This is a genomic window from Cupriavidus sp. (assembly GCF_057315035.1).
In genome coordinates this window covers 50941-75355 of sequence record NZ_DBHKYV010000039.1, presented here as the reverse complement: position 1 = coordinate 75355, position 24415 = coordinate 50941, and the positions used below count along the sequence as shown (strand labels likewise).

The window sequence follows — 24415 nt, the reverse complement described above, 5'->3', positions numbered from 1 at the left end:
GCAACCTCCTAGTGGGCGTGCGCCTTCTGGCGGGGATCGTCTTCGGCGTTGACGTAGTCAATTCCCAGCGGGCCGTTGCCGCTCACCTGCGTGACGTAGCCACCCGAGCGGGCCCAGTGAAAGTGCGGCGTGCCACCGGGTAGCACGATGACGCTACCGGGCGGGTAGGCGACCAGCCGCTGCGGGTTGAATTCGTCGCCGATGCCGATGTAGAAGACGCCCGATATCACCGTGTAGATGCGATCCTCCGGATGCACGTGCGGCATCAGCTTCACGCCTGCCGGCACGCTCACGCGTACCACATAGGGTCCCGCGGCCGATGGGTCCCCGACCAGCACGGACAATTTCGCGCGTTGCGGAAACGCCGGGAACGACGACCACTGGATGTCTTCCTGCAGGATGGCGCCGTTGGCCTTGGGCGACAGGCCGGCGGCCAAGGCCGGTCCGGCGCCGAGCGCGGCGGCAAGGGCCATTCCGAGGCCCACTCCCAGGTCCAGGCCAATTCGTCGGGCAACAGATTTCATGAGGTTCTCCGGATTATCAGGAAACGCGGTCACGCGCTCTTGGGGCGAACTATAGGGACGCCGTGGGCCCCGATAAAGCCGTGCGGGAGAACATGAATTGATACCCGGTGGAACAAGTCGCGAGGCGGGTCCGGATTTTTCACAACGCGCTGGCGCGGGTACAGGCGATCAATCGCTTACCAATGTGGACATGTCGTGCATATCCGCACTATCGAATCCCTCGGTGAAAGCACTCCTGATTTCAGCCAGCAGTTGCCTGGCCGGCTCCATTTGGCCCTGTGCGTGCCACAACCTTGCCAGGCTCAGCGTTGCCCGCAGCTCGAGTGACCTTGCTTTCTGCCGACGGGCGATCGCGATCGCGTTCTGAAAACACGTTTCCGCTTCGGTTTCATCACGAGCCTTCCCGCCATCTGCGATCGAGCGATTAAGCAGTAGCTCCCCCTTCATTCGATGCCACTCCGCTTCGCAGTAATGTTCGCCCGTCCTTTCAATGGCGTCCCTTGCCTTGGCAAGCGCGTCCAGGCCTGACGCAAACTGTCCGGCACACCCATAGGCATGGGCCAGCAGTTCCTGAAAGTGGGAGTGTCCCAATGCGGCGCCTGTCGCTTGATAGGCGGCTAGTCCCTCGTGCATTTGCCTGATGCCTGGCTCGTGCTGTCCTTGCGCAGCCAACGCCCAACCGCGCAGCACCGTTGTCCACGCAAGCCAAAGCGGAAAGCCCTGTTCAGTCGAGAGGGTGATGGCGGCGTCGGCGTACTCTTGCGAGCGATGGGGCTCACGGCGGAACTGGTGTAGTTCCGCCACAAGGCAGAAGGCATGCGCCAACGTGAATGGGTGGGACAGCTTGCGGGCCAAGACAATCACCGCCTCTGCCTTGTGGTTGGCACGATCCGGATAGCCGAGGCTCCAGAGGACTAGTGCTGAAGTCGACAGCGCACGCACCTCTGGATCCACGCCATGAAAATTAGGGTGCGTGTGGCGGGGTTCGGTGCCGTAGAGCGCGATAGCTTCGCTCAAATTGGCATCTGCGGCCCTGAATCTGCCCGCGTAATACAGCGTCGTGCCAAGTAAAACGTGCGCCTCGCCCAATAGTTCCGGGTCTTTCGCGTTTTCAGCCAGACGCAGAAGTTGCTTCCCCAGTTTATAGGCCTTTCCGTGTTCTGCTCGCAGCGAGAAATAGGTGCGCAATCCTACCTGCGTCGGAAAGAGTTGCGTTGTCTCCCCGACCTGGCCACACAATGCCAGGGCGCGGCTGTAAGTCGCTTCGACTTCTGGCGAGGCAAAGCCTTTGGTCGCAAGCCAGGCTGGCCCGATGGCAAGCCGCAACGTGAGCTCCTGCCGTGCGCGTTCGATGGTGTCGGGCTGATTCTTGAGCAACGCCAGGGCGGAATCCAGGTGATGGATCGCCTCCTGATACGCCGATCGCTGGATGGCCTGTTGTCCCGTACATTGAAGGTATTCCACCGCCTTGGGGCCATTTCCGCTCAGGCTATAGTGCCGTGCCAGTTCACTGTAGTAGTCCTTGAGCCGATGATTGAAGAGTGACTCTATTGCCTGGGCGGTACGTTCATGCAGCGCTGTACGTTGTTCCGTGAGCAGGGAGCTTCCCGCGACTTCTTGAGTCAGGGCATGCTTGAACGTGTACTCGGTGTCGGGAAATGTCGGACGCTCGTAAATAAAATCACCCGCCTCCAGTTGTGTCAGGAATTGATGCAGTCGAAGCTCCGGCAGTACGACAACCTCTCGGATCAAACGCAAGGAGAACTCTTTGCCGATCACGGCAAGGCTTTGCAACAGGTCCTTCTCGGCACGAGGCAGGCGATCGATGCGGGCGGCCAGTACGCCCTGAACCGTGGTCGGGATATGCAACGTGGAGGGGAGTTTTTCGATGTGATAGTGGCCGGGCTCGCCGAGGAGCGCCTTTTCCTCGGACAGGGTCTGCACCACTTCCTCCATGAAGAACGGATTTCCCTCGGTCTTGTCCAGAATGAGCTTCTTGAGCGGCACAAGCGCGGCATCTTCGCCTAGCAAGGCGCCGAGTAGTTGCTGTGCCTCTACCTGCCCCAGGGGATTTAGCCGGAGTTGTGTGAAGTCATGCCTATGGTGCCAACCATGCTGATATTCCGGTCGGTAGTTCAGCATGAGCAGGATCCTGGCACCAGGCAGATGGTCGATGAGGACCGCCAGGAAGGTCTCCGTTTCCGTGTCAAGCCACTGTAGGTCTTCGAACAGCAATTCAAGCGGCTGATTGTGGCTCTCGTGGACCAGCAGGCGCGCGATCGCATCGAAGGTGCGCTGGCGGCGGATCTGTGGGTCCATGTTCGGCATGGCTGAACTGGGCTCGGTGATGCCCAGCAAGTAGAGCAGGTAAGGCAGTTGAACTTCCAGTTCACGGTCCAGCATCAGTACCCTGCCGGCGACCTTCTCCCTGCACCGCCTGTCGTCATCGTGCGTCTCGATTTGAAAGTAGTTTTTCATCAACTCGATGAGGGGCAGATAGGCAAAGGACTTGCCATGCGATACCGAGAAGGTCTCAAGTACCATGCAACCGCGCTGCGATTGCATCTTGAACTCGTGAAACAGTCGGGACTTGCCGACCCCTGCCTCTCCCACCACGCCCACTATCTGCCCGATGCCTGCTTTGGCTTGCGCCAGCGCCCCATGCAATTTCGCCAACTCGCCTTCCCGTCCGACAAACTGGGCCAGGCCCCTATGCTGCGCGACCTGCAGGCGGGTGCGTAACAGCCCAAGCCGTAACACCTCATACACTGCGAGAGGCTCTGGAATACCTTTCACCTGGGTTGCGCCCAGTGCCTTGAAGTCGAAGTACCCCTCAGTCAGTCTGCAGGTGGACTCGCTCACGAGAATGGACGACGGTGTGGCGATGCTCTCCATCCTTGAGGCGATATGGATGGTGTGCCCCACCGGATCGTAGTCGGTGTGAAGGTTGTCTCGCCGAATGGAGCGCACCACCACCTCTCCGGTGTGAATGCCCACCCGGATCTGAAGCGGGATGCCTTGCTCGAGGCGGATGCGATCGCTGTGGTGCCGCATCGCTTCCTGCATCCGCATTGCTGCATACAGGGCACGCTTTGGGTGATCCTCGTGGGCGATGGGTGCGCCAAACAGGGCCAATATCCCGTCTCCCAGGGACTTGGCCACGTAGCCCTCATAGTGGTGCACAGCCTCCATCATCAGCGACATGACAGGATCAATCAGGCGGCGTGCGTCTTCAGGATCCAGATCATGGACCAACGCCGTGGAGCCGGCCATGTCGGCAAAAAGGGCGGTGATGGTTTTGCGTTCTCCTGCGCTTGCTCCTCTGGCTTCCATGGCCGCTTGCTCGGCCAGGATGCGCTCGACCAGATGCCGTGGCGTATAGTCGATCGGGTCGGGAGCGGCCGGCGCCGCCGCCGAGGACGCCAGCGGTGCGCCGCATTCGGTACAAAACCTGGCGTCGGCCCCCGCCTCATGTCCGCAGGATGGGCAGCACCGCGAGAGTCGCGCTCCACAGTCCTTGCAGAATTTGGCTCCAGCGGGGTTCTCGGAGCCGCAGGTTGAGCAGTGCATAAGGCCCCTTCGACTTGCCTGATCCGCGCTGAACCATTAGACGCTTTCTCTACTGCGGTATCAATCGTCGGTTGGGCGATCTCAGCTAGGGCATGGGCCCGGTAATCCCTTGACGACTGCGCGCTGATAAACCTCATCGGGTGCCATGGCAAGGCGGCCTCCATCCCACTCGCGGCGCATGCGTCACTTAGTCTTAATATAGATACAACTAACGTGCATTATGCGTGGTTATAACAACAGGCATTGCCCCCCAGGAAGTGTGGGGACGTTGTGGACGTTTCGCGCCTTCTGTATCTTGATTGACACAAAGCGTGCGGAAATGAATTATTTAATTTCAAGTGGCTTTGGATTAATAGAAAAGAGGAATGCGAGGCAAGGGTTAGCCTCAATGAGTGGTGAAATTCCTCTAAAAAGACACACCAGAGTGAATGTTGAAAATTTGGGAAATCATTGACCCTCCAGGTCAAAGCACTACTGCCGGCACAAGACACTAGGTCAAGTCGTCTGGCGCCGCATTAGAGCGTGTCGCTACCACGTGTTCACAAGTTCTCCGTGACGCAACTTGTCGCGTCGATTTTGTTCGAGCTGACTCATTAGAGGATGGCATGAGGATTGTCGTCATTTGCATTATGTTTGCGACTGGTTTGCTTACGGGTTGCGCATCGATCGTTAGCGGAACCAGTCAGATTGTCTCCGTGGAATCGCGTGACAATGATCAACCGCATTCTGGGGCGAAATGCAAGCTCACCAATAGCAAAGGAACTTACTACGTCACTACACCGGGGACTGTTACTGTCCATCGCGCATATGGCGATCTTAATGTCCGGTGCGACAAGGCCGGGCAAGAGCCAGGGTTAGCCACGGTGAAGTCGACGACGAAGGCCATGGCATTTGGCAACGTCATTTTTGGTGGCGCTGTTGGTGTTGTAGTGGATACAGCGTCAGGCGCAGCCTACGACTATCCAAACGTCATTTCGGTTCGCATGGGCATGAACTCCATCGTCAGTGTTCCGACGACCGGCAACGGATCGGGGCATGTCGAATCATCGCTGCCAGGCCCCACGGGGTATGCGGATGGTTCCAACGTAGATGCGGTGCCCTATCTGCGAGCCCGCAAAGGGTACGCCGCCTATCTCGATCGTAGAGCGCCCAAGGCCTTCGTCCTGGCGGATGGGGGCCACTATGCCTTCTGGTCCAACAACTCAAATGCAATCGATAAGGCGATGACCCGTTGCCGGGAGATGCGTTTCACCAACTGTCGGCTCTATGCGTATGACGACGTTGTAGTCTGGCCGCGCGGTGTTGTGTTGACGCCGGAAGATCCACTGGACGGTGGTAAGGAAACGATGGCGGGCGGTGCCAGTACAGGCCCGTGAGCGAAGACCTTTCGGCTCCGCGCTCCGTCAAATCAAGTCGGGCCCGTCACAGCACCGCTCCCGGCGAACCGCCATCAGGCTCGCCCGTGACCGTAGTCCCGTTCCACGCTGTCGGCGAGCGCGCGTAGCAAGCCAGCACCATCGCCATGCCAGGCGCTGCCATGCATGCAGGCCAGTGTGGCCGGTTGCAACGCAGCAAGGCGTTCCAGCATGGCACGGGCGTTCCTGGTGTGCGAGAAGTAATCCATCTGGTGACGGAATGCCTCGCTTGGTTCAAGGATGTCGTGCTCGGTAAGCGGCGGGTGTTGCGAACCGCCCTGGGTAAATAGGTCGCCGCAGAGCAATGTTGCCGAAGTGGTTTCCATCATGAACCCGCATTCCCATGCGTGCGGCAGATGCGGGGTATCTAGCCAGCGTACGCTGTGCTGCCCGAGGGAGATGGTCTCGTTGTCGTCGAGCGCGCGCGGCGGCCGATCGGCAAAGTCACCCACCGAGACCATGGCCGCGATCTGGCCGCACAGCGGCTCTGCATGCGGTGCGACGGCGAGGAACTCATTGAGTGCGCCGCATTCGTCGGATTCGAAATGAGAGAAGCCGATATAGCGCAGGCGATCGATCGGCATGATCCGCTCGATGGCTTCCCGCGTGACAGGAAACATTTTGCGCAGGCCGGTATGGAACAGCAGCGGCGCATCGTCGTCGATCAGGTATTGGTTGAACGAGAATCCGCCGCCCCCAGGGATCTCTACCGGCGTGGCGATCCGATAGATGCGGTTAGCAATTTCGTCGATCGTGGTACCGCTCGAAAGGGACAGGCTCGCCATGGTGCGCTCCTTCTTTAGGCCATCCGGTTCAACTGATGTATGAGGCGAATGGGCCTCTTTCATGGTAATCGGTTGATGCCTCTCCAAACCTGCCACCTTGCAGCGATAAACGGTTTGTCAGGTCAAGCATAGCGAAATAAGCTGTTTTACGTGATGAGTTCGTTGTTCTACGCTGAGTGGCCATCACAAAGACATGGCGGCTGGTTCAGGCGAGCCAGCCATGAGGAGACCCCATGGACAAGAAAGACAAAATCGAAGACATCGATCAGCGCCGTCGCAGGGTGCTGTCGGGCGGTGCGGCGCTTTCATTGCAAGCCTCGCTTGGACTGCTGGCGACCAACGCGTTCGGAGCCACCCGCACTACGGAAATGCCGTTTGAGAACGGGCACCGCGAGTTGGTGGCGTTCCCCCAGAAGCGCCCCTTGATTCTGTTGACCAGTCGGCCGCCACAGCTGGAAACGCCTTTCGAGGTATTCAACGAGAACGTGATCACGCCAAACGATGCGTTTTTCGTGCGCTATCACTGGAGTGGCATCCCTACCTCGATCAATCCGGCGACCTATCGGCTCAAGATCGATGGGCACGTCAACAAGCCGCTGGATCTCTCGCTAAAGGATTTGCGGAGCCTGGGCGGCGCCGTGGATCTGGTCGCGGTCAACCAGTGTTCCGGCAATAGCCGAGGTTTCTTCTCGCCCCGCGTCAATGGCGGCCAACTCGGCAATGGTGCGATGGGTAACGCGCGCTGGACCGGTATTCCGCTGCGCGTGGTGCTGGAGAAGGCTGGTGTGAAGGCCGGCGCAGTGCAGGTGAGCTTTGACGGACTCGATCGGTCGCCACTGGAAACCGGGCCGGATTTTGTCAAGGCATTGACCATGGATCACGCGCTGGACGGCGAGGTCATGCTGGCCTGGGCCATGAATGGCAAGGATCTGCCTTTCCTGAACGGTTATCCGCTAAGGCTGGTGGTGCCCGGACACTATGGCACGTACTGGGTCAAGCATCTGTCCCATATCGAAGTCCTGGATCATCCGTTCGATGGCTTCTGGATGAGCACCGCGTATCGCATTCCCGATAACGACTGTGCCTGCGTGCCACCGGGAACCGCCCCGAAAAGTACCGTGCCGATTGGCCGCTTCAATGTCAGGTCTTTCATTACCAGCCATATGAACGACAGTGTCGTGCCGACAGGGAAAGAGGTGACAGTGAAGGGCATCGCATTCGACGGCGGCCAGGGCATTGCGGAGGTTGCCTTCTCGGAGGACGGCGGCGCGACATGGAAACCTGCGGCGCTGGGCAAGGATCTGGGTCGCTACTCGTTCCGTGAATGGAGCGTCAGGTTCCGGCCGGTCAAGAATGGAACCCATGACCTCCGGGTTCGCGCCAAGAGCAAGTCGGGAGAGACCCAGCCCCTGACCGCGAACTGGAATCCCGCCGGCTATATGCGCAATGTCGTGGAGTCCACGCGCGTTGTGGCCAAGTGAGGGGGATCGGACCATGAATAGCCTTCGTTCCAGGACCACCATCGTCCAGCTCGCCGCGCTTGTTGCAATGTCCGTGACAACCGGTGCGATGGCGCTCGAAATCAAGCTGCCTCAAGAGACCGCCAGTTACAAGGCCAGCAGCCTTCCCGGGTACAACCTCGCCTTGCAGAATTGCATGACGTGCCATTCCGCGCAGTACGTGGCCACGCAACCGTCGTCTTCGTCCCGCGCCTATTGGGAGGCCACGGTCAAGAAGATGAAGAAGCCGTTCGGTGCGCCGCTCAAGGATGAGGACATGCCGGCAATCGTCGACTATCTGGTGAAGAACTACGGCGCGGAGCAAACGGAGGGGGCTGCGCCGGGCACGCCGCCGAACGCAGCGAAGTAGCAGCAACGGCAGCGCAACGGCAGCGCAACGCAGGGGCGCCGTGGGTAATTGCCACTGGCTGCCCCGACGTCTGCCTTAGCTTGATATGCGCTCTGAATCCGGCATCACGAACCGGTGTTCAAGTAGGTCCGGTTGGGGATGGTAATAGCGCAAGGCCATCGCGAACCGGCCCGGGGGCGCCGGCAGCCAGTTGGTGGCGCCTTCTTCAGGCGGATCGCATTGGATGCGGATATCGAGCGAACCATCGGCATTGCGTACCAGGCCCGGTGTGCGATCGCCGATGGCATAGCGCCGGATCGGATTGGCGGTGAAGAAGCGCCGCCCGTCCGGTTCGAACTCGTACATCGACAACGACCAGAACGCATCTACTGGCATTGCCGCCGGTACATGCAAGCGGTAGCGGTGCGCCCCATCCAGCGTCTGGCCGTCGCCGTCGGTCAGGGCGCTGGCATAGATGGCTTCGGCACGTTCCAGCGCGCCCAGGCCCACCAACGAGATGTAGGCGCGATAAACATAGTCGGTGTCGAAGTTGCCGATATGGTCCAGGCCGCTGAACCATGATCCGCGCGGCCCGCTCCTGCGGATGCTGCCCTTGGGTGGGTGTTCGAGGTCGCGCCGCAGCGTGGGCCACAGGCGTGTCCATGCGTCGCGCATCTCCGGAGACAGGCGATCCCAGGCGGCAAGGTCCCCGGCGCGGATGCCAAGGTCTTCGAAGCCGGCCACCATCTGCTGTTCGGCGGCTGGCACGCCATTGCGGGCCAGTGCTTCGTTGACCAGCGACAGGTATGCGGCAGGGTGGTTCTCGTCCGGTGTGGTCTGGAACGGCGCCGGTGCCACAGCGCTGGTCCGCAGCCGGATCTGGTCCTGCAGTGCATGCACCTGCGGCAGGTCTGCGGGACCGTCGACTAGCACGCGCGCCAGTAGCCACACGTCATTGCAGGGCGCGCGAACCAGGATGGCATCCTTTGGCAGGTTGGTTGCCGCGCTGGCGTGATGCGCGGGTCCGGCAATCACGAATTCGTGCGCGCCGGGTCCGTTCGTACGCTGGCCCAGGCATGCGAAGTTGTTCGTGAAGGCATCGAGCAGCGCCACGCTGTAGTAGCGGCTGCCCATGTCCGGCACGCTGAGCACGGCGGGCGCGTCGGAGAGATCGAGCCAAGCCGACGAATACAGCGTGTCGTTGTTTGGCATGGTTACCTGGCGCGCGCGGTCGTCCAGCAGATGCCGGTTGTGGTACAGCTGGTTGGCGGGCCTGCCGTGGGCGGTCTCGTGCTGCGTGAAGCGCCAGCGCGTGCGCGCGAGGTCGTGCAGCGGGAATGCATAGATAAACGCGTCGCGGATGCGTGTATCCAGTGTCTGGTCTGTGGTCATGCCTCTCCTGAACCTGTCGTTAATCCACGGTGATATGGTTGGTGCGAATCACGTTGCCCCATGTCGCCACATCGTCGCGTATGGTCTGCGCGAACTGCTCGGGCGTCTTGATGGGCCAGTCGGCCATGTTCATTTGCAGGAATCGTTCACGCATGTCGGCGCTGACCAGTGCGCGGTTCACTTCCGCATTGAGCCGCTGGACGATATCGTTGGGCGTACCTGCGGGGGCGAACAGCCCGTACCAGCTGTTGGTGTCGAACGGATAGCCCTGTTCGGTCATCGTCAGGATGTCCGGCGTGGCCGATCCGCGGCGCGTGCCGCTGATCGCCAGCGCGCGCAGCTTGCCCGCGCGAATCAGCGGTAGCGATGACGAGGTATCGACCCAGCCCACCTTGACGATGCCGCCCTGCATGTCGTTCAGGATCTGCGGCACGGTCTTGTACGGCACATGCCGCATGCGGATGCCGGTCTGCATCTTCAGCGCTTCCATCGTCAGGTGGCCGCCAGAGCCGATGCCCCACGACGCATAGTCGTAGACATCGGGCCTGGCGCGTACATGCGCCACGAATTCCTTGAGGTTGCGCGCGGGAAAGTCCGGCAACACCGCCAGGAAATTGCCGCCGGCACCGACCTGTGCGATCGGTACGAGGTCACGCAATCCGTCGTATGGCATCTTCGGCTGCAAGGTCTGGTTGATGACCACGGTGGCTGCATAGGTGAACAGCAACGTCTGTCCGTCTGGCGCTGCCTTGGCCACGATGTCGTTGCCGATGATGCCGGTGGCGCCGGGCTTGTTGTCGATCACGATCGACTGCCCCAGCCGTTTGCCAAGCACGTCGGCCAGCGGCCGTGCGAACAGGTCCGGACCGCTGCCGGCCGAGGCGGGTACCACGAGCCGGATCGGGCGCGAGGGCCATTTGGTGGCTGCATTGGCCGTGATCGGGCGCAAGGCGGTGCCAAGCCCCAGCATGGCGAGCAGGCGCAGCACATCGCGGCGGCTGCGGCCCGCTGTGTCTTCGGAGAGCAGGGGGTGAGGGTGCGTCATGGCGGTCTCCCTAGTGGATGCCGAAGTTGTCGTCGGACCCGCTTTCCAGAACCATGGCCGCGGCCACGTAGAGGCTGCGCGACACATAGCTGCGTACCTGCCTGGCGCGCGCACGCAGCCATTCGGCCTTGAGCTGGCGCGCTTCCTGTACGTGGTTCGATTCGCCGGGCGCCTGTGCCAGCAGGTCGATTACATGCAGCGCCAGCTGGATCTCGCCGCGATCTGCCAGCGCGCGGGCGTGCCGCACCACGGCGCCATGATCGGCAATGGCGGCCGCGATCTCGCTGGCAGCGGCCTCGGGTGCGGCTGGATGCAGTGTGGTGGCATTGCGGTCCCACCAGCCGTTCTCGGACCGGTAGATATCGCGCGCGATATAGCTCGGATCGCCGTAGGTCGGCTGCATCCACGGCTGCTCGAACAGTTCAGCCGGCGGATGCAGCGCGGCCAGCATCTCGCGCTCGTTGCACCCTGCGTTCATAAGCCGCACCACTTCCTCGCGCATCCAGCGCAAGGCCGCGGCGGTGCGCAACAGTACGTGCTGGCAGTTGTCCTCACCATGCAGTGTGGCGCCGAACTCCCGAACCACGGTTTGTGGTCGCAGGCTGGCCAGCCGTTCCAGTGTCTCGGCCCAGCGTACCGTGTCGCGCATGGTGCGGAACGGCGTGCCAATGTTCGGGATGGAGTCGATCACGGCTGGGCCGCCATACAGCAGCCGGCTTTCCGGCAGCCACACGGCTACGGCATCGTCGGTTTCGGAGGGCGCCCACAGGATCTCGGCGCGCCGCGCGCCATGCCCGACGGTGATGCCATCGGTGAAGGTCTCGGCGGGCGTGCTTTGCCTTAGCTTGCCGGCCAGGGCGCCACTGCCGTGGCGGAACTGGATCTCCGCCATGCGTTCCTGCATGCGTTGCGTTTCGCGGTAGCGGCTCTGGCGGGCCAGCACGTTGGCATGGGCCAGGATGCGGGGCGCCGGTTCGCTACGCTGCGCGGCGTGATCGAGCCACTGCTTTACGCCGGCGTTGTAGCCAAGGTGTCCGTGGCTATAGCAGATTGCCAGCACGGGCAGGTCGGTCTGCGTGCGCAGGACTTCGAGCATGCCGGCGGTCACGCCGCCGCCGGGTCCGCTGTCGATCACCAGCAGGCCTCCGCCAACATCGGCCACGAAGCTCTGGCCCTGGCCGTGCAGCAGCCAGACGCCATCTCCAATGGTGTCGATGCCCTTGCCGGTAATCAGCGCGGCGGGGCGATCTTCGATTGCGTTCATGAATATCCCTCCCAAATGGCGAACATGGCGAGGGGATATTCACGCGCATACCGCGCGTTATGGTCAGTGGGGAAAATCCCGGCACGGGCGGGTTGGCAGCCGTCCCGGGCAGTGCTGGCGCGGTCTGGCGGCATTCACCAATTCTCGGGTGTGAACCGCTGGTTAGCACCCGTGCTGAACCGGGTATTCCCGCCGCAGCGGCAATACGCTAGACCGACAATTCCGAGGTGCGCGGCATCTGCCGGGCAAGTGGGCTGTCGGGCATCTTGCTGAGGTAGTGCACCTCGCGTCGCAGCAGCTTTGCGAACTGCTCGGCTACCGGCGTCATGGGCGAATCGGCACGGTAGATCAGGCTCACGGCATGGCTCGGCAACGGATCCTCGATCGGCAGCGCCACCAGGTTTGCAGTGGCCAGCCGGCCCGGCACCAACTGGCGCGGCAGCAGGCAGAGCAGCGAGCGGTCTTCCAGTAGCGTCTGGATCATGCCGATGGTGTCGCAACGCACCGCCACGCGTGGCAGCGGCAGATCACGCGCCCGGAACGCGTCCATGATGGCCGCGCCGGGTCCGTGCATCCGTTGGCCCGTCAGCACCCATTCCGAGCCCACCAGCTCACGCAACGTACGCGCGTTGCGCAATGGATGGTCGCGATGTGCCACCACTACGGAATCGTTGTTGTACAGCGGCTCGCAGATGAATTCGCGCTCGATGCCCTCGTCCGGAATCGGGCTGACGGCCATGTCCATGGCCCCGGCCCGCAGGTCAGACAGGTGTGCCGGATAGACGCCGCTTTCGATGCAGACCTGCACGTCGGGATGCTGCGACCGGAAGCGCTTGAGCACTGCCGGCAGCAGCAGGTGCGCGGGGCCGCCCGTGGCGCCAATGCGTACCACGCCATTGCGGGTGCCGAGCATCTGGGCCATTTCATCGGCGGCCTTCCGTGCCTCACTGGCAATCAGCTGGGCACGGCGCAGGAATGCCTCGCCATAACGCGAGAGCACGATGCCGCGCGTGGTGCGCGTCAGAAGCGGCACATGGAGCTCTTCCTCAAGCTGCCGGATGCTCTTGGTGATGGCGGGCGCCGACACGTCGCGCGCCTTGGCACCGGCCCGGATGCTGCCGTGTTCGGCCACGGCGATGAAATCCTGAACCTGGCTCAGTCGCATGGATGGTCTCCTTCTGCGGGCGTTCATGTTGACGCCCTGTCCGCCAGCATAGCCCCAACCGCGCCGCTACGGGATAACCCGCGGTGCTAACCGCTGGTTCACGCCGCAGCGATCTGGGGAACTGCCGGGTTGAGCGCGCGTGTCGCATGATCCTTTTCATCGATGCCGTCATGGCATGAAAACGGAAACGACGATGGAAACCCAGAACGACCTGCCACTCGCAGGAATTCGCGTGGCGGAATTCGGTCAGTTCATTGCGGCACCGGGCGCCGCAATGCTGCTGGCCGATCTCGGCGCCGAGGTCATCAAGGTTGAGCCACTGCGTGGCGACAGCGCGCGGCGCTTTGACGGCACCAGCACGCAAAGCCCCATGTTCCTGGCCTACAACCGTGGCAAGCGTGCCATCGCGCTCGATCTGCGCCAGCCTGCCGGCGCGCAGGCTGCCCGCCAACTGGCGCTGTCGTGCGATGTGGTGCTGCACAACGCGCGGCCCGGATCGATGGAATCCATCGGGCTGGATGCCGCCACGCTGCGCGAGGCCAAGCCGGCGCTGGTGCATGCCAGCGTGACTGGCTTCGGCACGCGTGGTCCGTCGCGGCTGCGCCCGGGCCTCGATATCGCCGCGCAGGCGGAAAGCGGCATGATGTCGGTGACGGGGGAGGCCGGCGGCCAGCCACTGAAGGCCGGGTTTGCGCTGATCGATGCCGCGACATCGCTGGCGACTTCAAACGCCATCGTCGCCGCACTGTTCCGTCGTTTTCGTACCGGCCTGGGCGACACCATCGAAACGTCGCTGCTGACCGTGGGCGTGCATCTGCAGGCCCAGCTTTGGGCGGAGTACCAGTGCTCGGGCGCATTGCCGGTGCGCAGCGGCAACAGCCAGCCGAAAGCCGCGCCGGCCGCCGATGTCATTGCCGTGGCCGATGGCCATCTCGTGTTGTCGGCCTATCTCGACGAGCACTGGGCGAGGCTGTGCAGTGCGATCGGCCAACCCGCATTGGCCAACGATCCGCGCTTTGCAAGCAACCTGCTGCGCGTACAAAACCGGCCTGCCATGCTGGCGATCCTGCAGGATGCCTTGCGGGGTTATGCCGGCGAGGACGCGCGCGCGTTGCTCGAAGAACATCAGGTAGTGGTGGGCGTGGTGCGTGACTATCGCCAGGTCGAGGCCAGCGCCGACGTGCAGGCCAACGATCTGCTGATGGCCGTGGCCGACGGCGTTGGCGGACACATCTCGCTGCCGGGCTTGCCGTTCCGGATGGGCGCGGTGGTCCGTCCATCGCTGCCCGCCGTACCGCGACTCGGCCAACACACGGCTGAAGTCCTGCGCGAACTCGGCTACGCCGACGACGCCATCGACGCAATGGTGAAGCAGGGTGCCATCGGCCTTGCCGTGCCGCTGGGCGAGGGGGCTGACGCATGAACGCCCAATCTTCAGTCCTGGTGTCGCGCCACGATGGCTGGGCGGAAATCACGCTGAACCGGCCCGAGACGCGCAATGCGATCGACATGCCAACCGCCGAGGCGCTGGCCGAGACGGTGCAAGCGCTGGAGCAGGACCACGCCATACGCGCGATCGTGTTGCGTGGCGCCAGCGGGGCCTTTTGCTCCGGGCTCGACCTTCAGGCGCTGCGCAATCATCGCGATGGTCTTGCGGGTTTCGCGGCACGCTGGGATCGCGTGCATGCCGCGCTGATTGCGAGCCGCAAGGTGTGGATCGTCGCGCTCGAACGCCATGCGGTCAACGGTGGCGCGGCGCTGGCACTTGCCGGTGATCTGCTGGTGTGCGGGGAGGGCGGGTTCATGCAGATCGCAGAGATTCGAATCGGCATGAATGCGCCGCGCAATATCGCCTGGCTCGCGCTGCGGCACGGCGAGGCGGTTGCAGCGCGGCTCTGTCTGCTGGGCGAGCGTGTGCCGGCAACCGAGTTGCTGCGGCTCGGCATTGCCACCGAAGTGGTTGCCGATGCCGAAGTCCTGGCGCGCGCACGCACCATGGCAGCGACCGTGGCTGGCTTTCCCGCCGAAGCGGTCCAGGCCATCAAGGGCACCTTGCGCGCGTCCAGCGCACGCATGGCCATAAGCCAATGGTTCGAGGCCTGCGGCGATACCAACCCAGCGGAGGCGCGACATGAATGACTTCGACGTGGAGGCGTGCGACACCTTGCGTCGCGACGTACGTGCATTTGTCGCCGAAGCGCTCCCGCCCGAGGTGCGCCAGAAAGTTCGGCTTGGACTCGAACTCGGCAAGGAAGAGATGATCGACTGGCAGCGCCGGCTGGCTGAGCGCGGCTGGCTGGCGCCACATTGGCCACGCGCGTGGCAGGGCCAGGACTGGCCTGCGGCGCGCCGGGCAATCCTGCAAGAGGAACTGGTACTGGCTCACGCGCCGGAGACCGGTGGTATCTCCATCGAGATGATTGGCCCGATCCTGATTCATCACGGAACGCCGGCCCAGCAACAGTATTTCCTGCCGCGCATCCTGAGCCAGGAGCACTGGTGGTGCCAGGGTTACTCGGAGCCGAATGCGGGCTCGGACCTGGCCTCACTGACCACGCGCGCGGTGCGCAAGACCCGTCCGGACGGATCGGAATGCTACGTGGTGAATGGCAGCAAGATCTGGACCTCGTATGCGCAGTATGCGGACTGGATCTTCTGCCTCGTGCGCACCGATACCGAGGCCCGTGCGCAGGAAGGCATCAGCTTCCTGCTGATCGATATGCGCAGCCCGGGCGTCAGCGTGCGTCCGTTGATCGGTATCCACGGCTGGCATCTGTTCAACCAGGTGTTCCTGGACGACGTGGAAGTGCCGGTGGAGATGCGCGTCGGCGCGGAGAACGCCGGTTGGTCCATTGCCAAGTCGCTGCTGGAACATGAACGGCTGAACCTGTCGCGCGTGGCGGAGAACCGCAGGCGCCTGGCCAAGGTGCGTGCCATCGGCAACGAAGTCGAGGAAGCCGGCGAGTTGCTGATCCAGCGCCCGTGGTTTGCGCGGCGGCTCCATGAACTGGAGGTGCGGCTCGAAACGCTGGCCGCGACCGTGCTGCGCTTCCGGCGGCTCGAACGCCAGGGCGGCGCGCTGGGGCCGGAGACCGGGATGCTGAAGCTGCTCGGCAGCCGGTTGATCCAGGACATCGAGAACCTGGCCGTCGACGCGCTGGGGCCTGACACATTGGCCTACGACCGGATCGTCCATTTCGAGGTGGGCGATGCCGAGCCCGGCCGTTCGCCCTATGCGGCAGCGGCGTCGGCTCGGCGCTTCGTGACGCGCGGCTACACGATTGCCGGGGGCACCAGCGAGATCCAGCACGAACTGCTGGCCAAGCAAGTGCTCGGACTCTGAAACCCGATGATGATGGAGCACACACCAATGGTGGAAGACGACGATATCGAGGCGCGTCGCATGTTGCTGGACAGCGTCCGGCGCTTTGTCGAGCGCGACTACGGATTCGCACAACGCAAGGCTGCCATGGCCGAGCCGGACGGCTTTTCGCGCGGAACCTGGCGACAGTTTGCCGAGATGGGTTGGTTGTCGCTGGGTTTGCCGGAAGCCTGCGCGGGCGTGGGCAATGCCATGGACCAGATGGCATTGGCGGAAGCGCTTGGTCGCGCGTTGCCGGTCGAGCCGTGGCTTGCCAACACCGCGCTGTGCGCGCCGCTGCTGGCCGATTCGGACAACGCCGCGCACGTTGCGACGGCACAGGACATTGCCGAGGGGCGCGCATTGGCCGCGCTGGCCGCCTACGAATTGCAGGGGCGCCACGATGCGTTCGATATTGCGACCCAGGCGCGTAAGCGGCTGGACGGCACCTGGCAGATCGATGGCACCAAGACGCTGGTGCTCGGCGGCGGCAGCGCCGATGTGTTGCTCGTGCTGGCGCGCACCGACGGCGAGCGGCGCGACCGGCATGGCCTGACCTTGTTCGCGATGCCTGGCGGCACGCGCGGCATCGGCATCCACGCACTACCCACTTATGACGGCCGGCAGACGGCCACGGTGGCATTGCGGCGCGTGTCGGTTGCCGACGATGCGCGGATCGGCCCCGTGGACGGCGCATGGCCACTGGTACAAGCGGCCATCGACCGTGCCACGGTGATGGCGTGCGCGGATGCCGTGGGCGCCATGGCGCGCGCGTTCGACCTGACACGCGAGTACGTGGCGACACGCCGCCAGTTCGGGCGAGCGCTCAGCGCGAACCAGGTAGTGCGCCATCGGCTGGTGGATCTTTACGTCAGCATTGAACAGGCACGTGCCATTACCGAAGTTGCAGCAGCGGCACTGGACGCCGACGACATCACGCGCATGCGGACGGTTTCATACGCCAAGGTGTTCGTATCGACGGCGGGACGGACGCTCGGCGAGGACGCCGTGCAGTTGCACGGGGCCATCGGCATGACCGACGAAGTGGAAGTGGGGCACTGCTACAAGCGCCTTGCGGCACATGCCAACCTGTTCGGCGATGCCGACTGGCATCTGGCACGTCTGTCGGCAATCGGATCCGCGGAACAGGTGCACGCCTGAGCCGTATCACACCTCAGGCGCAACGCGCCTGTTCACGACACGCCGGCAACGTACCGGCATGAGCGGCCAATGCGCCGTGACGGAGACAGCAACATGTACAGCCAGAACCCTGGCGTCCGCGTGGCCTTGACGGCCATTGCCGCGACGCTGGCCACGTTGTCCGGCATAGGTGTGGCCCATGCCGAGTCAGCGCCCTATCCCAATCGTCCGATCCGCGTGCTCGTGCCTTCCGGCGCGGGCAGCGTAACCGACCAGACCGCCCGCCTGGTGGCGGAACGGCTGTCCGCAGCGCTCAAGAAGCCGGTAGTGGTGGATAACCGCCCCGGGGCCAACGGCATCATTGCCAGCGAGATGGTGGCTCGCGCCGAACCCGATGGTTATACGTTGCTGTTCACCTATTCGGCCACGCTGACCGTGAATCCGTGGACCACGGTCAGCCTGCCTTACGACCCCGTCAAGGATTTCACGCCAATCGCCCGTCCCAGCGCACCGGGCGGCAACATGCTGGCAGTGACATCCACGGTGCCGGTGCACAACCTCAAGGAGCTGATTGCCTATGTCAAGGCAAGCCCCACTGAGCTGGCCTACTGCTCCTGGGGCGTAGGGTCGGGCGGCCATCTTGCCATGGAGTACCTGAAAGCAAAAACCGGCATCCGCTTGCGGCACGTGCCGTACAAGACCGCCGTGCAGTGCACCAACGACCTGGCCGCCGGACACGTGTCGATTGCATTCACCGATTCGCTGTCCGCGATTCCCCATCTGAAGTCGGGCCGCATCCGCGGTATTGCGGTATCGGGCCCGGAACGCCTGTTGCCGGCGCCTGAAGTGCCGACGATGGGCGAGCAGGGCGTGCCGTTCGAGCAGGCCAGTTGGCTGGCGTTGTTCGGCCCCAAGGGTCTGCCCACGCCGATTGTGGCGCGGCTCAATGCCGAGGTGAACCGCATCCTGCAGTCGCGCGAGGAACAGCAACGCTTTGCGTCGATGTACCTGAAACCGGGCAAGCCTTCCACACCAGACGAGTTGGGACAACTGGTGCGCGCCGATCTGGCCGCTTGGGGTGACGTGGTCAAGGTCGCCGGCGTGACGCCCCAGTAGCAACCACAAAACCAAGAACACAACACCACTAAGACAAAAGAACGGGAGACAGCAGCGTGAGTGAGCAGACAGGTAGCAGACGAATATCCGGAATCGCCCTTGGCATGGGATTGGCATTCGCATGCGGCAGTGCAACGGCAATGACGGTGCAGTTGTTTGGCGTAGCCGATGCGTCGATCGAATACGCGAAAGGCTCGCAAAGCGTGGTACGGATGCGCGAGGGCCAGCAGGCGGCATCGCGCTGGGGACTGCGTGGCATCGAGGACCTTGGCGGCGGTACCAAGGCCAATTTCCTGGTGGAGTCCGGCTTCAATGTCGATACCGGCACCGAGTTCTTCGGCAATGGCCGACTGTTCGGCAGGCAGTCGTGGTTGGGGCTTTCCAACGAATCGTGGGGCGAACTCCGGCTGGGCCGCCAATATACGCCGTCGTTCTATGCGCTGCTGCGGCTGGACCCGTTCCTGCTCAACGGCATGGTGTCGCCGTTCAACCTGTTAAGCGCGACCGCATCGCAGGGCACCGGGCAGGTCGCCTATGGCGCGCGCTTCGACAATGCCGTGCAGTACTTCTCGCCGACGTGGCGAGGCTTTGCGATTGGCGCTGCCGTGGCGCCCGGCGAGGTGCCCGGGAATCCGCGCTCGGGTACCAATTTCGGCATGAATGCGACGTATGAGTTGGGCAATGTCTACGCGTTCTATAGCTATCAGGGCATGTACACGGGTACCAACCTGCCGCAGGTGCCAACTGCGTTGACGTCGAACCATTTTCTCGGCGGCTCTTACCGTTTCAAGCCGGTGGAGATCGGGCTGCTGCTTGCCCAGGCCAGCAGCCGGCTGGCGGATACGCGTGTCGCGCGCCACTACGGTGTCACGTTCAGCTGGAACGTGACGCAGAAAGATACCTTGAAGGCCGTGGCGATCAAGCGGCAGGTGCTTGGGGGCGGTGAACGCCCATGGTCGATGACGCTTGGCTGGGACCATGATCTCAGCAAACGCACCACCGCCTATCTGCGGATGGTCTATGTCCACAACAGCCCGGGCGGCAGCGTGACCAACAACAGCATCGCCATCGATCCGGGCAGCGGCGACGATGCGCGCTCGATCAGCGTGGGCCTGCGTCATCGCTTCTGATGGTCCGGCGTTGCGGCGATGGGTTCGATGGACGCATCCATTGCCGCATTCACTGCCGCACGCATCGCGAGCAGATAGCTGTCGACGCCAAAGCCGCAGATCTGTCCTTTCACGATCTCGGCGAACACGGAATGATGGCGGAATGGCTCGCGGGCATGAATGTTCGACATATGCACCTCGACCACCGGTACGGTAAGAATGGCCAGTGCATCACGAATGCCGTAGCTGTAGTGGGTCCAGGCACCGGCATTGATCAGTACCGCATCGACACCGTCGGTAAAGGCCTGGTGAATGCGTTCACACATCTCGCCTTCATGGTTGGTCTGGAAGCTCTCCACCGATACGCCAATTTCACGTCCCAACGCTTGCAGATGGTTGTCGATCTCTGCCAGCGTGACCGTACCGTACTGCGCCGGGTCACGCTTGCCGAACATGTTGTGATTGATACCGTGCAACATCAGTATTTTCATTACGCTTCTTCCCTCGTACGTGTGTTTGCGTTCGTGTGTGCGTTCGTGTGTGTGTTTGTGTTGGTAGTGGTGCGTTCCGTGGTGACAACCGCGCCGGTGCGGACGGCCTCGACGATGGCCTCGGTGATGCGCAGGTTTCTCAGGCCGTCGTCCACCGTCACAAGCGGCTGGGCCGCGCCGCAGATCACGTCGCAGAAGTGCTCGAGTTGCCGTTGCAGCGGGTCTGCGCGAGTGACTGCTTCCACGGTGCACTCGAACGGTTTCCACCAGGACCGATCCTGCTTGCGTGCGTAGGTCTTGAGCCGCATCGTGGGCACCGACAGCGAACCCATATCGCCGGCAATTACGTAGCAGTCTTCGTCCTCGTATGAGGGGTAGCTCGTATTTTCCCGCGACGTCTGTTCCCAGCTACGCGCCGACGCGGCGGTATCGGACAGCAGGAACGTGCCGAGCGCACCGCTTTCGAAACGCAGATTGATCGCGACGGTGTCTTCCACCGGAAAGCGTCGCGTGGCATGCGACGCCAGCGCCTGTACCGCGACAATCTCGCCGCACAAGGATCGCAGGTTGCCGATCTCGTGAATCATGTTGATCAGGATCGGACCGCCGCCGGCCTGGCGGCGCCAGGGCGCGGCGTCGAAGTAGTCGTCGGGCTTGTAGAACACCGCGCTGCCCATCACGCTCACGATATTGCCGAGCCGCCCTTGTCCGATGATCTCGCGCGCCCTTGCCAGTACCGGGCTGTGCGCCCTGTGATGCCCGACGAGGATTGGCACATTGATGCGCTCCGCCACGCGACGCAATCGCTCACCGTCTTCGAGGGAGTGCGCTACCGGTTTCTCGATCAGCGCCGGTACGCCTGCGGCGATGCATGCCAGTGCCTGCTCGGCATGCAAGCGGTTGGGTGTTGCCAGGATGATGCCGTCAGGGCGGTGTTGCTCGAAAAGCTCGGCGAAGGTCTGGAACAGCCGCACCCCGGCCGCCTCGGCGATCTCTTGCGCGGCGGGGCTGAAATCGACGATTGCGGCGAGTTCGCAGCGCTGGCTGGCCTGTATCAGTTCGATATGGCGCCTGCCGATGAGTCCTGCCCCGGCTACCGCCAACTGGATTTTTCTCATGTGGTCTGGATGGGTTGCGGCCGCACATGGATTGGACGACCTCGTGATTTGAGGCTAGATTACTCGTGACAATCACGGCCATAATCAGTCCAGATGGAAAATCATCATGCGCTAATAGCCAACAATGACGGATTCCTGCGCGACCTGCAGCTCTTCTGCACGGTGGCGCGCCGCGCGAGCTTTATTACTGCCTCGACGGAGACCGGCATTTCGCCGTCGCACGTCAGCAAGCGCATCGCACTGTTGGAGAAAACACTCGGCGTCAAACTGTTCTCGCGCACCACGCGGCGCGTGTCGATCACCAGCGATGGCGAGGCGGCGTTCCAGTGGGCGCAGAAGATCCTCGACGATGTTCAGGGAATGGCCGACTCGCTGGCTGGCCTGTATCAGTTCGATATGGCGCCTGCCGATGAGTCCTGCCCCGGCTACCGCCAACTGGATTTTTCTCATGTGGTCTGGATGGGTTGCGGCCGCACATGGATTGGACGACCTCGTGATTTGAGGCTAGATTACTCGTGACAATCACGGCCATAATCAGTCCAGATGGAAAATCATCATGCGCTAATAGCCAACAATGACGGATTCCTGCGCGACCTGCAGCTCTTCTGCACGGTGGCGCGCCGCGCGAGCTTTATTACTGCCTCGACGGAGACCGGCATTTCGCCGTCGCACGTCAGCAAGCGCATCGCACTGTTGGAGAAAACACTCGGCGTCAAACTGTTCTCGCGCACCACGCGGCGCGTGTCGATCACCAGCGATGGCGAGGCGGCGTTCCAGTGGGCGCAGAAGATCCTCGACGATGTTCAGGGAATGGCCGACTCGCTGGCTGGCCCGCGCGGTGACCCGCGTGGCCTGGTCCGCATCAGCACAAGTTTGCGGCTGGGGCGCGAGCATGTGTCGCCAATCCTGTCGTTGCTCAGGCAGAAGTACGGCGCGCTCGAGATCTGGCTAGAACTGCTCGATCGGCGCGTAGACCTGCTGGGCGAGGGCTTCGATATCGACATCCGCGTCGGCGAGGTTCAGGAGCCGCATCTGATACCGCACAAGATCGCGGACAGCGCCCGCATCCTGTGCGCGGCCCCCGCTTACCTTGCCCGTGCAGGCACACCAAAGTGCCTGGCGGACCTTGCCCAGCACGATTGCCTGCCGTTTCGCGGACGCGACCAACGGTTTGGCGTATGGCGGCTGGCAGGCCCCAATGGCGAGGAGTCCGTCAAGGTGACGGGACCGGTGGCATCCAATCACAGCGATATCGTGCGGCAGTGGGCGCTCGAAGGCTATGGGGTGATCATGGCGTCGATATGGGACGTAGCCGCAAGCCTCCAGTCGGGCGAACTGGTGCGTGTGCTGCCCGACTACATGCAGCGAGCCGATGTCTGGGCCGTGACATCGGCGCGATCGTCAACGTCGACGAAAGTCAGGGTCTGCGTGGATTTTCTCAAGCAGCATCTTACGGATGGGCCTTTCGCGCTGGTGACACGGTGACACGGTGACGCGTGACCTTGAAGGGGGAGTGGAGCGGTGACTTTGTGAGATTTGACAGGGGAGCCCGCGCCGTTCGAACGAGGTGTTTCCGACGCAGGCTCCCTGTCACGCTACGGCATTACCGGTGGCACATAGGGCAGGGTCCTGGACAGCGCCCATAGCAACAGCAGCACGACCGGTGTATGGGTCAGGAACTGCGCGAACGTGAAGCCAACCAGGTCCCGCGCCTTGAGCCCGAGAATGCCAAGCAACGGCAGCATCCAGAACGGATTGATCAGGTTGGGCAACGCCTCGGCGGCGTTGTAGATCTGAACCGCCCAGCCCAGGTGCACGTGCAGGTCGTTGGCGGCCTGCATCACATAGGGGGCTTCGATGATCCATTTGCCACCGCCCGACGGTACGAAGAAGCCCAGCACCGCAGAGTAAATGCCCATCATCAATGGATAGCTTTCGCTCGTCGAAACGCCGACAAATAGCGTCGAGAGATGATGCGAGAGCGAGGCGCCGTCAGATCCGTTCGCCATAGTCAGCATGCTGGCAATGGCACCATACAGCGGAAACTGGATCAGCACGCCGGTCGTGGCAGGTACCGCACGGGCTACGGCGTCAAGGAAGCTGCGCGGACGCCAGTGCAACAGCATGCCAATCAGCAGGAAGAGCAGGTTGTAGGTGTTGAGGCCCGAAATGGCAACCAGCAACGGCTTGCTGGCCAGCTCATGCCACACCCATCCCGCCCCCAGCGCTACCAGCACTATTGTCAGCAGCGGACTGTGCTCGAGCCATTCGCCGGGCCGCCGGCAGACCGGCGCTGCATGCGCGGCGGGTTCGATGTCCACGCCAAGATCGGCGGCTGTCTTCGCGCGCTCCGGTGCCGGAGCGGTCCAGTACGCAATCAGCGTCGACAGTACCAGCAGCACGGCCGTCACCATCAGGCTCTGCCACAGGAAGATCGTCTGGCTGAACGGAATTACCCCGGTGATCTTCAGCAGACTGGCCGGAATGCTGGCCGGGTTTGCCTGAAGCTGCGCGGCGGAAGAACTGATGCCCATCGCCCATGTAGCGCCAATGCCAAGGTAGGCGGCTGCGCCGGCAGCACGGTAGTCCATCCGCAGTTCGGTGCGGCGTGCCAGTGCCCTGGCCAGCAGCCCCGCGAAGATCAGGCTGATGGCCCAGTGCAGCAGCGATGCCACCACGCTGACAAAGGCCACGTAGGCTACCGCGGAGCGCCCCGTTCGCGGCAGCCGTGCCGCCCGTTCCACCAGCCGCGCCATGGGCGGGGAACTGGCAATCACGTAGCCGGTGATGGCCACCATTGCCATCTGCATGGTGAATGGGATCAGGCTCCAGAATCCGTTGCCGAAGGCTACCGAGACCGCCGCGGGTTTCGCACCGATGGCCAAGGCCCCGATCGCTACCGCCAGCACGGTCAATGCAACGAACACATAGGCATCGGGATACCACTTCTCGCACCAGGCCGTGACCCGCAGGGCCAGGCGCTCGAAGGCCGGAGTCTCTACATGGGTCTCTATCCCCTGCGGCACGCGTGCCGCAGCGGCAATTTCCTTTTGAACTGACATGTGCATCTCC

The 24415-nt window shown here is 62.8% G+C and carries 20 protein-coding genes and 1 pseudogene; 11 read left to right on the top strand and 10 right to left on the bottom strand.

Annotated elements, in window-relative coordinates:
• Window positions 1-8: 8 nt before the first annotated feature.
• On the bottom strand, window positions 9-524 hold the full coding sequence (locus tag ACO550_RS31975) for a cupin domain-containing protein (RefSeq protein WP_315596216.1): 516 nt from the start codon (window positions 522-524) through the stop codon (window positions 9-11).
• Between the two features lie 168 nt (window positions 525-692).
• Entirely contained in the window at window positions 693-4094 is a 3402-nt protein-coding gene (locus ACO550_RS31970) for an adenylate/guanylate cyclase domain-containing protein (RefSeq protein WP_315596215.1), read from the bottom strand.
• Window positions 4095-4699: 605 nt separating this feature from the next.
• Between ACO550_RS31970 and ACO550_RS31965 the strand changes: the two genes are divergently transcribed.
• Entirely contained in the window at window positions 4700-5470 is a 771-nt protein-coding gene (locus tag ACO550_RS31965) for a hypothetical protein (protein ID WP_315596214.1), read from the top strand.
• 74 nt (window positions 5471-5544) lie between these two features.
• On the opposite strand, the gene ACO550_RS31960 is transcribed toward ACO550_RS31965, so the two are convergent.
• The gene (locus tag ACO550_RS31960) at window positions 5545-6294 is read right to left on the bottom strand and encodes an oxygen-binding di-iron domain-containing protein (RefSeq protein ID WP_315596213.1); all 750 of its coding nucleotides are present in this window, start codon (window positions 6292-6294) and stop codon (window positions 5545-5547) included.
• Between the two features lie 233 nt (window positions 6295-6527).
• Here ACO550_RS31960 and sorA point away from each other — a divergent pair, with 233 nt between their 5' ends.
• Window positions 6528-7775, top strand: a complete 1248-nt coding sequence (gene sorA, locus ACO550_RS31955; RefSeq protein WP_315596212.1) for a SorA family sulfite dehydrogenase catalytic subunit — start codon at window positions 6528-6530, stop codon at window positions 7773-7775.
• Between the two features lie 13 nt (window positions 7776-7788).
• On the top strand, window positions 7789-8163 hold the full coding sequence (gene sorB / locus ACO550_RS31950; protein ID WP_315596211.1) for a SorB family sulfite dehydrogenase c-type cytochrome subunit: 375 nt from the start codon (window positions 7789-7791) through the stop codon (window positions 8161-8163).
• A 75-nt stretch (window positions 8164-8238) separates the two neighbouring features.
• Here the strand turns inward: sorB and ACO550_RS31945 are convergent, their stop codons facing one another.
• From ACO550_RS31945 to ACO550_RS31930, 4 genes are all read right to left on the bottom strand, one after another.
• Window positions 8239-9534, bottom strand: a complete 1296-nt coding sequence (locus ACO550_RS31945) for a DUF1254 domain-containing protein (protein ID WP_315596210.1) — start codon at window positions 9532-9534, stop codon at window positions 8239-8241.
• A 19-nt stretch (window positions 9535-9553) separates the two neighbouring features.
• Window positions 9554-10579, bottom strand: a complete 1026-nt coding sequence (locus tag ACO550_RS31940) for a tripartite tricarboxylate transporter substrate-binding protein (protein WP_315596209.1) — start codon at window positions 10577-10579, stop codon at window positions 9554-9556.
• 10 nt (window positions 10580-10589) lie between these two features.
• Window positions 10590-11843: an alkyl sulfatase dimerization domain-containing protein gene (locus ACO550_RS31935; RefSeq protein ID WP_315596208.1), complete on the bottom strand. Its 1254-nt coding sequence runs from the start codon at window positions 11841-11843 to the stop codon at window positions 10590-10592.
• 208 nt (window positions 11844-12051) lie between these two features.
• Window positions 12052-13008 carry a LysR substrate-binding domain-containing protein gene (locus ACO550_RS31930; RefSeq protein WP_315596207.1) on the bottom strand — a complete coding sequence of 319 codons (957 nt, stop codon included), beginning with the start codon at window positions 13006-13008 and terminating at the stop codon, window positions 12052-12054.
• 193 nt (window positions 13009-13201) lie between these two features.
• Here ACO550_RS31930 and ACO550_RS31925 point away from each other — a divergent pair, with 193 nt between their 5' ends.
• From ACO550_RS31925 to ACO550_RS31900, 6 genes are all read left to right on the top strand, one after another.
• Window positions 13202-14431, top strand: coding sequence for a CoA transferase (locus ACO550_RS31925; RefSeq protein ID WP_315596206.1), 1230 nt, complete (start codon window positions 13202-13204; stop codon window positions 14429-14431).
• Window positions 14428-15147 (top strand): enoyl-CoA hydratase/isomerase family protein, encoded by a 720-nt coding sequence (locus tag ACO550_RS31920; protein WP_315596205.1) that lies wholly within the window; start codon window positions 14428-14430, stop codon window positions 15145-15147. The genes ACO550_RS31925 and ACO550_RS31920 overlap by 4 nt, the downstream gene beginning before the upstream one ends.
• Window positions 15140-16351, top strand: a complete 1212-nt coding sequence (locus ACO550_RS31915) for an acyl-CoA dehydrogenase family protein (RefSeq protein WP_315596204.1) — start codon at window positions 15140-15142, stop codon at window positions 16349-16351. The genes ACO550_RS31920 and ACO550_RS31915 overlap by 8 nt, the downstream gene beginning before the upstream one ends.
• Before the next feature lie 6 nt (window positions 16352-16357).
• Window positions 16358-17530 (top strand): acyl-CoA dehydrogenase family protein, encoded by a 1173-nt coding sequence (locus tag ACO550_RS31910; protein WP_315596203.1) that lies wholly within the window; start codon window positions 16358-16360, stop codon window positions 17528-17530.
• A gap of 93 nt (window positions 17531-17623) precedes the next feature.
• Window positions 17624-18625 (top strand): tripartite tricarboxylate transporter substrate-binding protein, encoded by a 1002-nt coding sequence (locus ACO550_RS31905; RefSeq protein ID WP_315596202.1) that lies wholly within the window; start codon window positions 17624-17626, stop codon window positions 18623-18625.
• Between the two features lie 104 nt (window positions 18626-18729).
• Window positions 18730-19755, top strand: coding sequence for a porin (locus ACO550_RS31900; RefSeq protein WP_315596201.1), 1026 nt, complete (start codon window positions 18730-18732; stop codon window positions 19753-19755).
• On the opposite strand, the gene aroQ is transcribed toward ACO550_RS31900, so the two are convergent.
• Both aroQ and ACO550_RS31890 read right to left on the bottom strand, forming a co-directional pair.
• Entirely contained in the window at window positions 19743-20225 is a 483-nt protein-coding gene (gene aroQ / locus ACO550_RS31895) for a type II 3-dehydroquinate dehydratase (protein ID WP_315596200.1), read from the bottom strand. The genes ACO550_RS31900 and aroQ overlap by 13 nt on opposite strands.
• Window positions 20225-21343 carry a Gfo/Idh/MocA family oxidoreductase gene (locus ACO550_RS31890; RefSeq protein WP_315596199.1) on the bottom strand — a complete coding sequence of 373 codons (1119 nt, stop codon included), beginning with the start codon at window positions 21341-21343 and terminating at the stop codon, window positions 20225-20227. Before ACO550_RS31890 ends, aroQ begins: the two co-directional genes overlap by 1 nt.
• Window positions 21344-21436: 93 nt before the next feature.
• Here ACO550_RS31890 and ACO550_RS31885 point away from each other — a divergent pair.
• Window positions 21437-21724: pseudogene (locus tag ACO550_RS31885) on the top strand (LysR family transcriptional regulator); the annotation flags it as partial.
• Window positions 21725-21886: 162 nt separating this feature from the next.
• The gene (locus ACO550_RS31880; protein WP_315596198.1) at window positions 21887-22828 is read left to right on the top strand and encodes a LysR substrate-binding domain-containing protein; all 942 of its coding nucleotides are present in this window, start codon (window positions 21887-21889) and stop codon (window positions 22826-22828) included.
• A gap of 110 nt (window positions 22829-22938) precedes the next feature.
• Here ACO550_RS31880 and ACO550_RS31875 read toward each other — a convergent pair whose 3' ends face one another.
• Window positions 22939-24405 carry a short-chain fatty acid transporter gene (locus ACO550_RS31875; RefSeq protein WP_315596197.1) on the bottom strand — a complete coding sequence of 489 codons (1467 nt, stop codon included), beginning with the start codon at window positions 24403-24405 and terminating at the stop codon, window positions 22939-22941.
• Window positions 24406-24415: the final 10 nt, after the last annotated feature.

Excerpts from the sequence above, each read along its gene's own strand:
- ACO550_RS31875 (WP_315596197.1), bottom strand. The coding sequence starts at position 24,405 with ATGTCAGTTCAAAAGGAAATTGCCGCTGCGGCACGCGTGCCGCAGGGG.
- ACO550_RS31930 (WP_315596207.1), bottom strand. The coding sequence starts at position 13,008 with ATGCGACTGAGCCAGGTTCAGGATTTCATCGCCGTGGCCGAACACGGC.
- ACO550_RS31915 (WP_315596204.1), top strand. The coding sequence starts at position 15,140 with ATGAATGACTTCGACGTGGAGGCGTGCGACACCTTGCGTCGCGACGTA.
- ACO550_RS31920 (WP_315596205.1), top strand. The coding sequence starts at position 14,428 with ATGAACGCCCAATCTTCAGTCCTGGTGTCGCGCCACGATGGCTGGGCG.
- ACO550_RS31945 (WP_315596210.1), bottom strand. The coding sequence starts at position 9,534 with ATGACCACAGACCAGACACTGGATACACGCATCCGCGACGCGTTTATC.
- ACO550_RS31925 (WP_315596206.1), top strand. The coding sequence starts at position 13,202 with ATGGAAACCCAGAACGACCTGCCACTCGCAGGAATTCGCGTGGCGGAA.
- aroQ (WP_315596200.1), bottom strand. The coding sequence starts at position 20,225 with ATGAAAATACTGATGTTGCACGGTATCAATCACAACATGTTCGGCAAG.
- ACO550_RS31975 (WP_315596216.1), bottom strand. The coding sequence starts at position 524 with ATGAAATCTGTTGCCCGACGAATTGGCCTGGACCTGGGAGTGGGCCTC.
- ACO550_RS31880 (WP_315596198.1), top strand. The coding sequence starts at position 21,887 with ATGGAAAATCATCATGCGCTAATAGCCAACAATGACGGATTCCTGCGC.
- ACO550_RS31890 (WP_315596199.1), bottom strand. The coding sequence starts at position 21,343 with ATGAGAAAAATCCAGTTGGCGGTAGCCGGGGCAGGACTCATCGGCAGG.
- ACO550_RS31970 (WP_315596215.1), bottom strand. The coding sequence starts at position 4,094 with ATGCACTGCTCAACCTGCGGCTCCGAGAACCCCGCTGGAGCCAAATTC.
- ACO550_RS31940 (WP_315596209.1), bottom strand. The coding sequence starts at position 10,579 with ATGACGCACCCTCACCCCCTGCTCTCCGAAGACACAGCGGGCCGCAGC.
- sorA (WP_315596212.1), top strand. The coding sequence starts at position 6,528 with ATGGACAAGAAAGACAAAATCGAAGACATCGATCAGCGCCGTCGCAGG.
- ACO550_RS31965 (WP_315596214.1), top strand. The coding sequence starts at position 4,700 with ATGAGGATTGTCGTCATTTGCATTATGTTTGCGACTGGTTTGCTTACG.
- sorB (WP_315596211.1), top strand. The coding sequence starts at position 7,789 with ATGAATAGCCTTCGTTCCAGGACCACCATCGTCCAGCTCGCCGCGCTT.
- ACO550_RS31910 (WP_315596203.1), top strand. The coding sequence starts at position 16,358 with ATGATGATGGAGCACACACCAATGGTGGAAGACGACGATATCGAGGCG.
- ACO550_RS31935 (WP_315596208.1), bottom strand. The coding sequence starts at position 11,843 with ATGAACGCAATCGAAGATCGCCCCGCCGCGCTGATTACCGGCAAGGGC.
- ACO550_RS31905 (WP_315596202.1), top strand. The coding sequence starts at position 17,624 with ATGTACAGCCAGAACCCTGGCGTCCGCGTGGCCTTGACGGCCATTGCC.
- ACO550_RS31960 (WP_315596213.1), bottom strand. The coding sequence starts at position 6,294 with ATGGCGAGCCTGTCCCTTTCGAGCGGTACCACGATCGACGAAATTGCT.
- ACO550_RS31900 (WP_315596201.1), top strand. The coding sequence starts at position 18,730 with ATGGGATTGGCATTCGCATGCGGCAGTGCAACGGCAATGACGGTGCAG.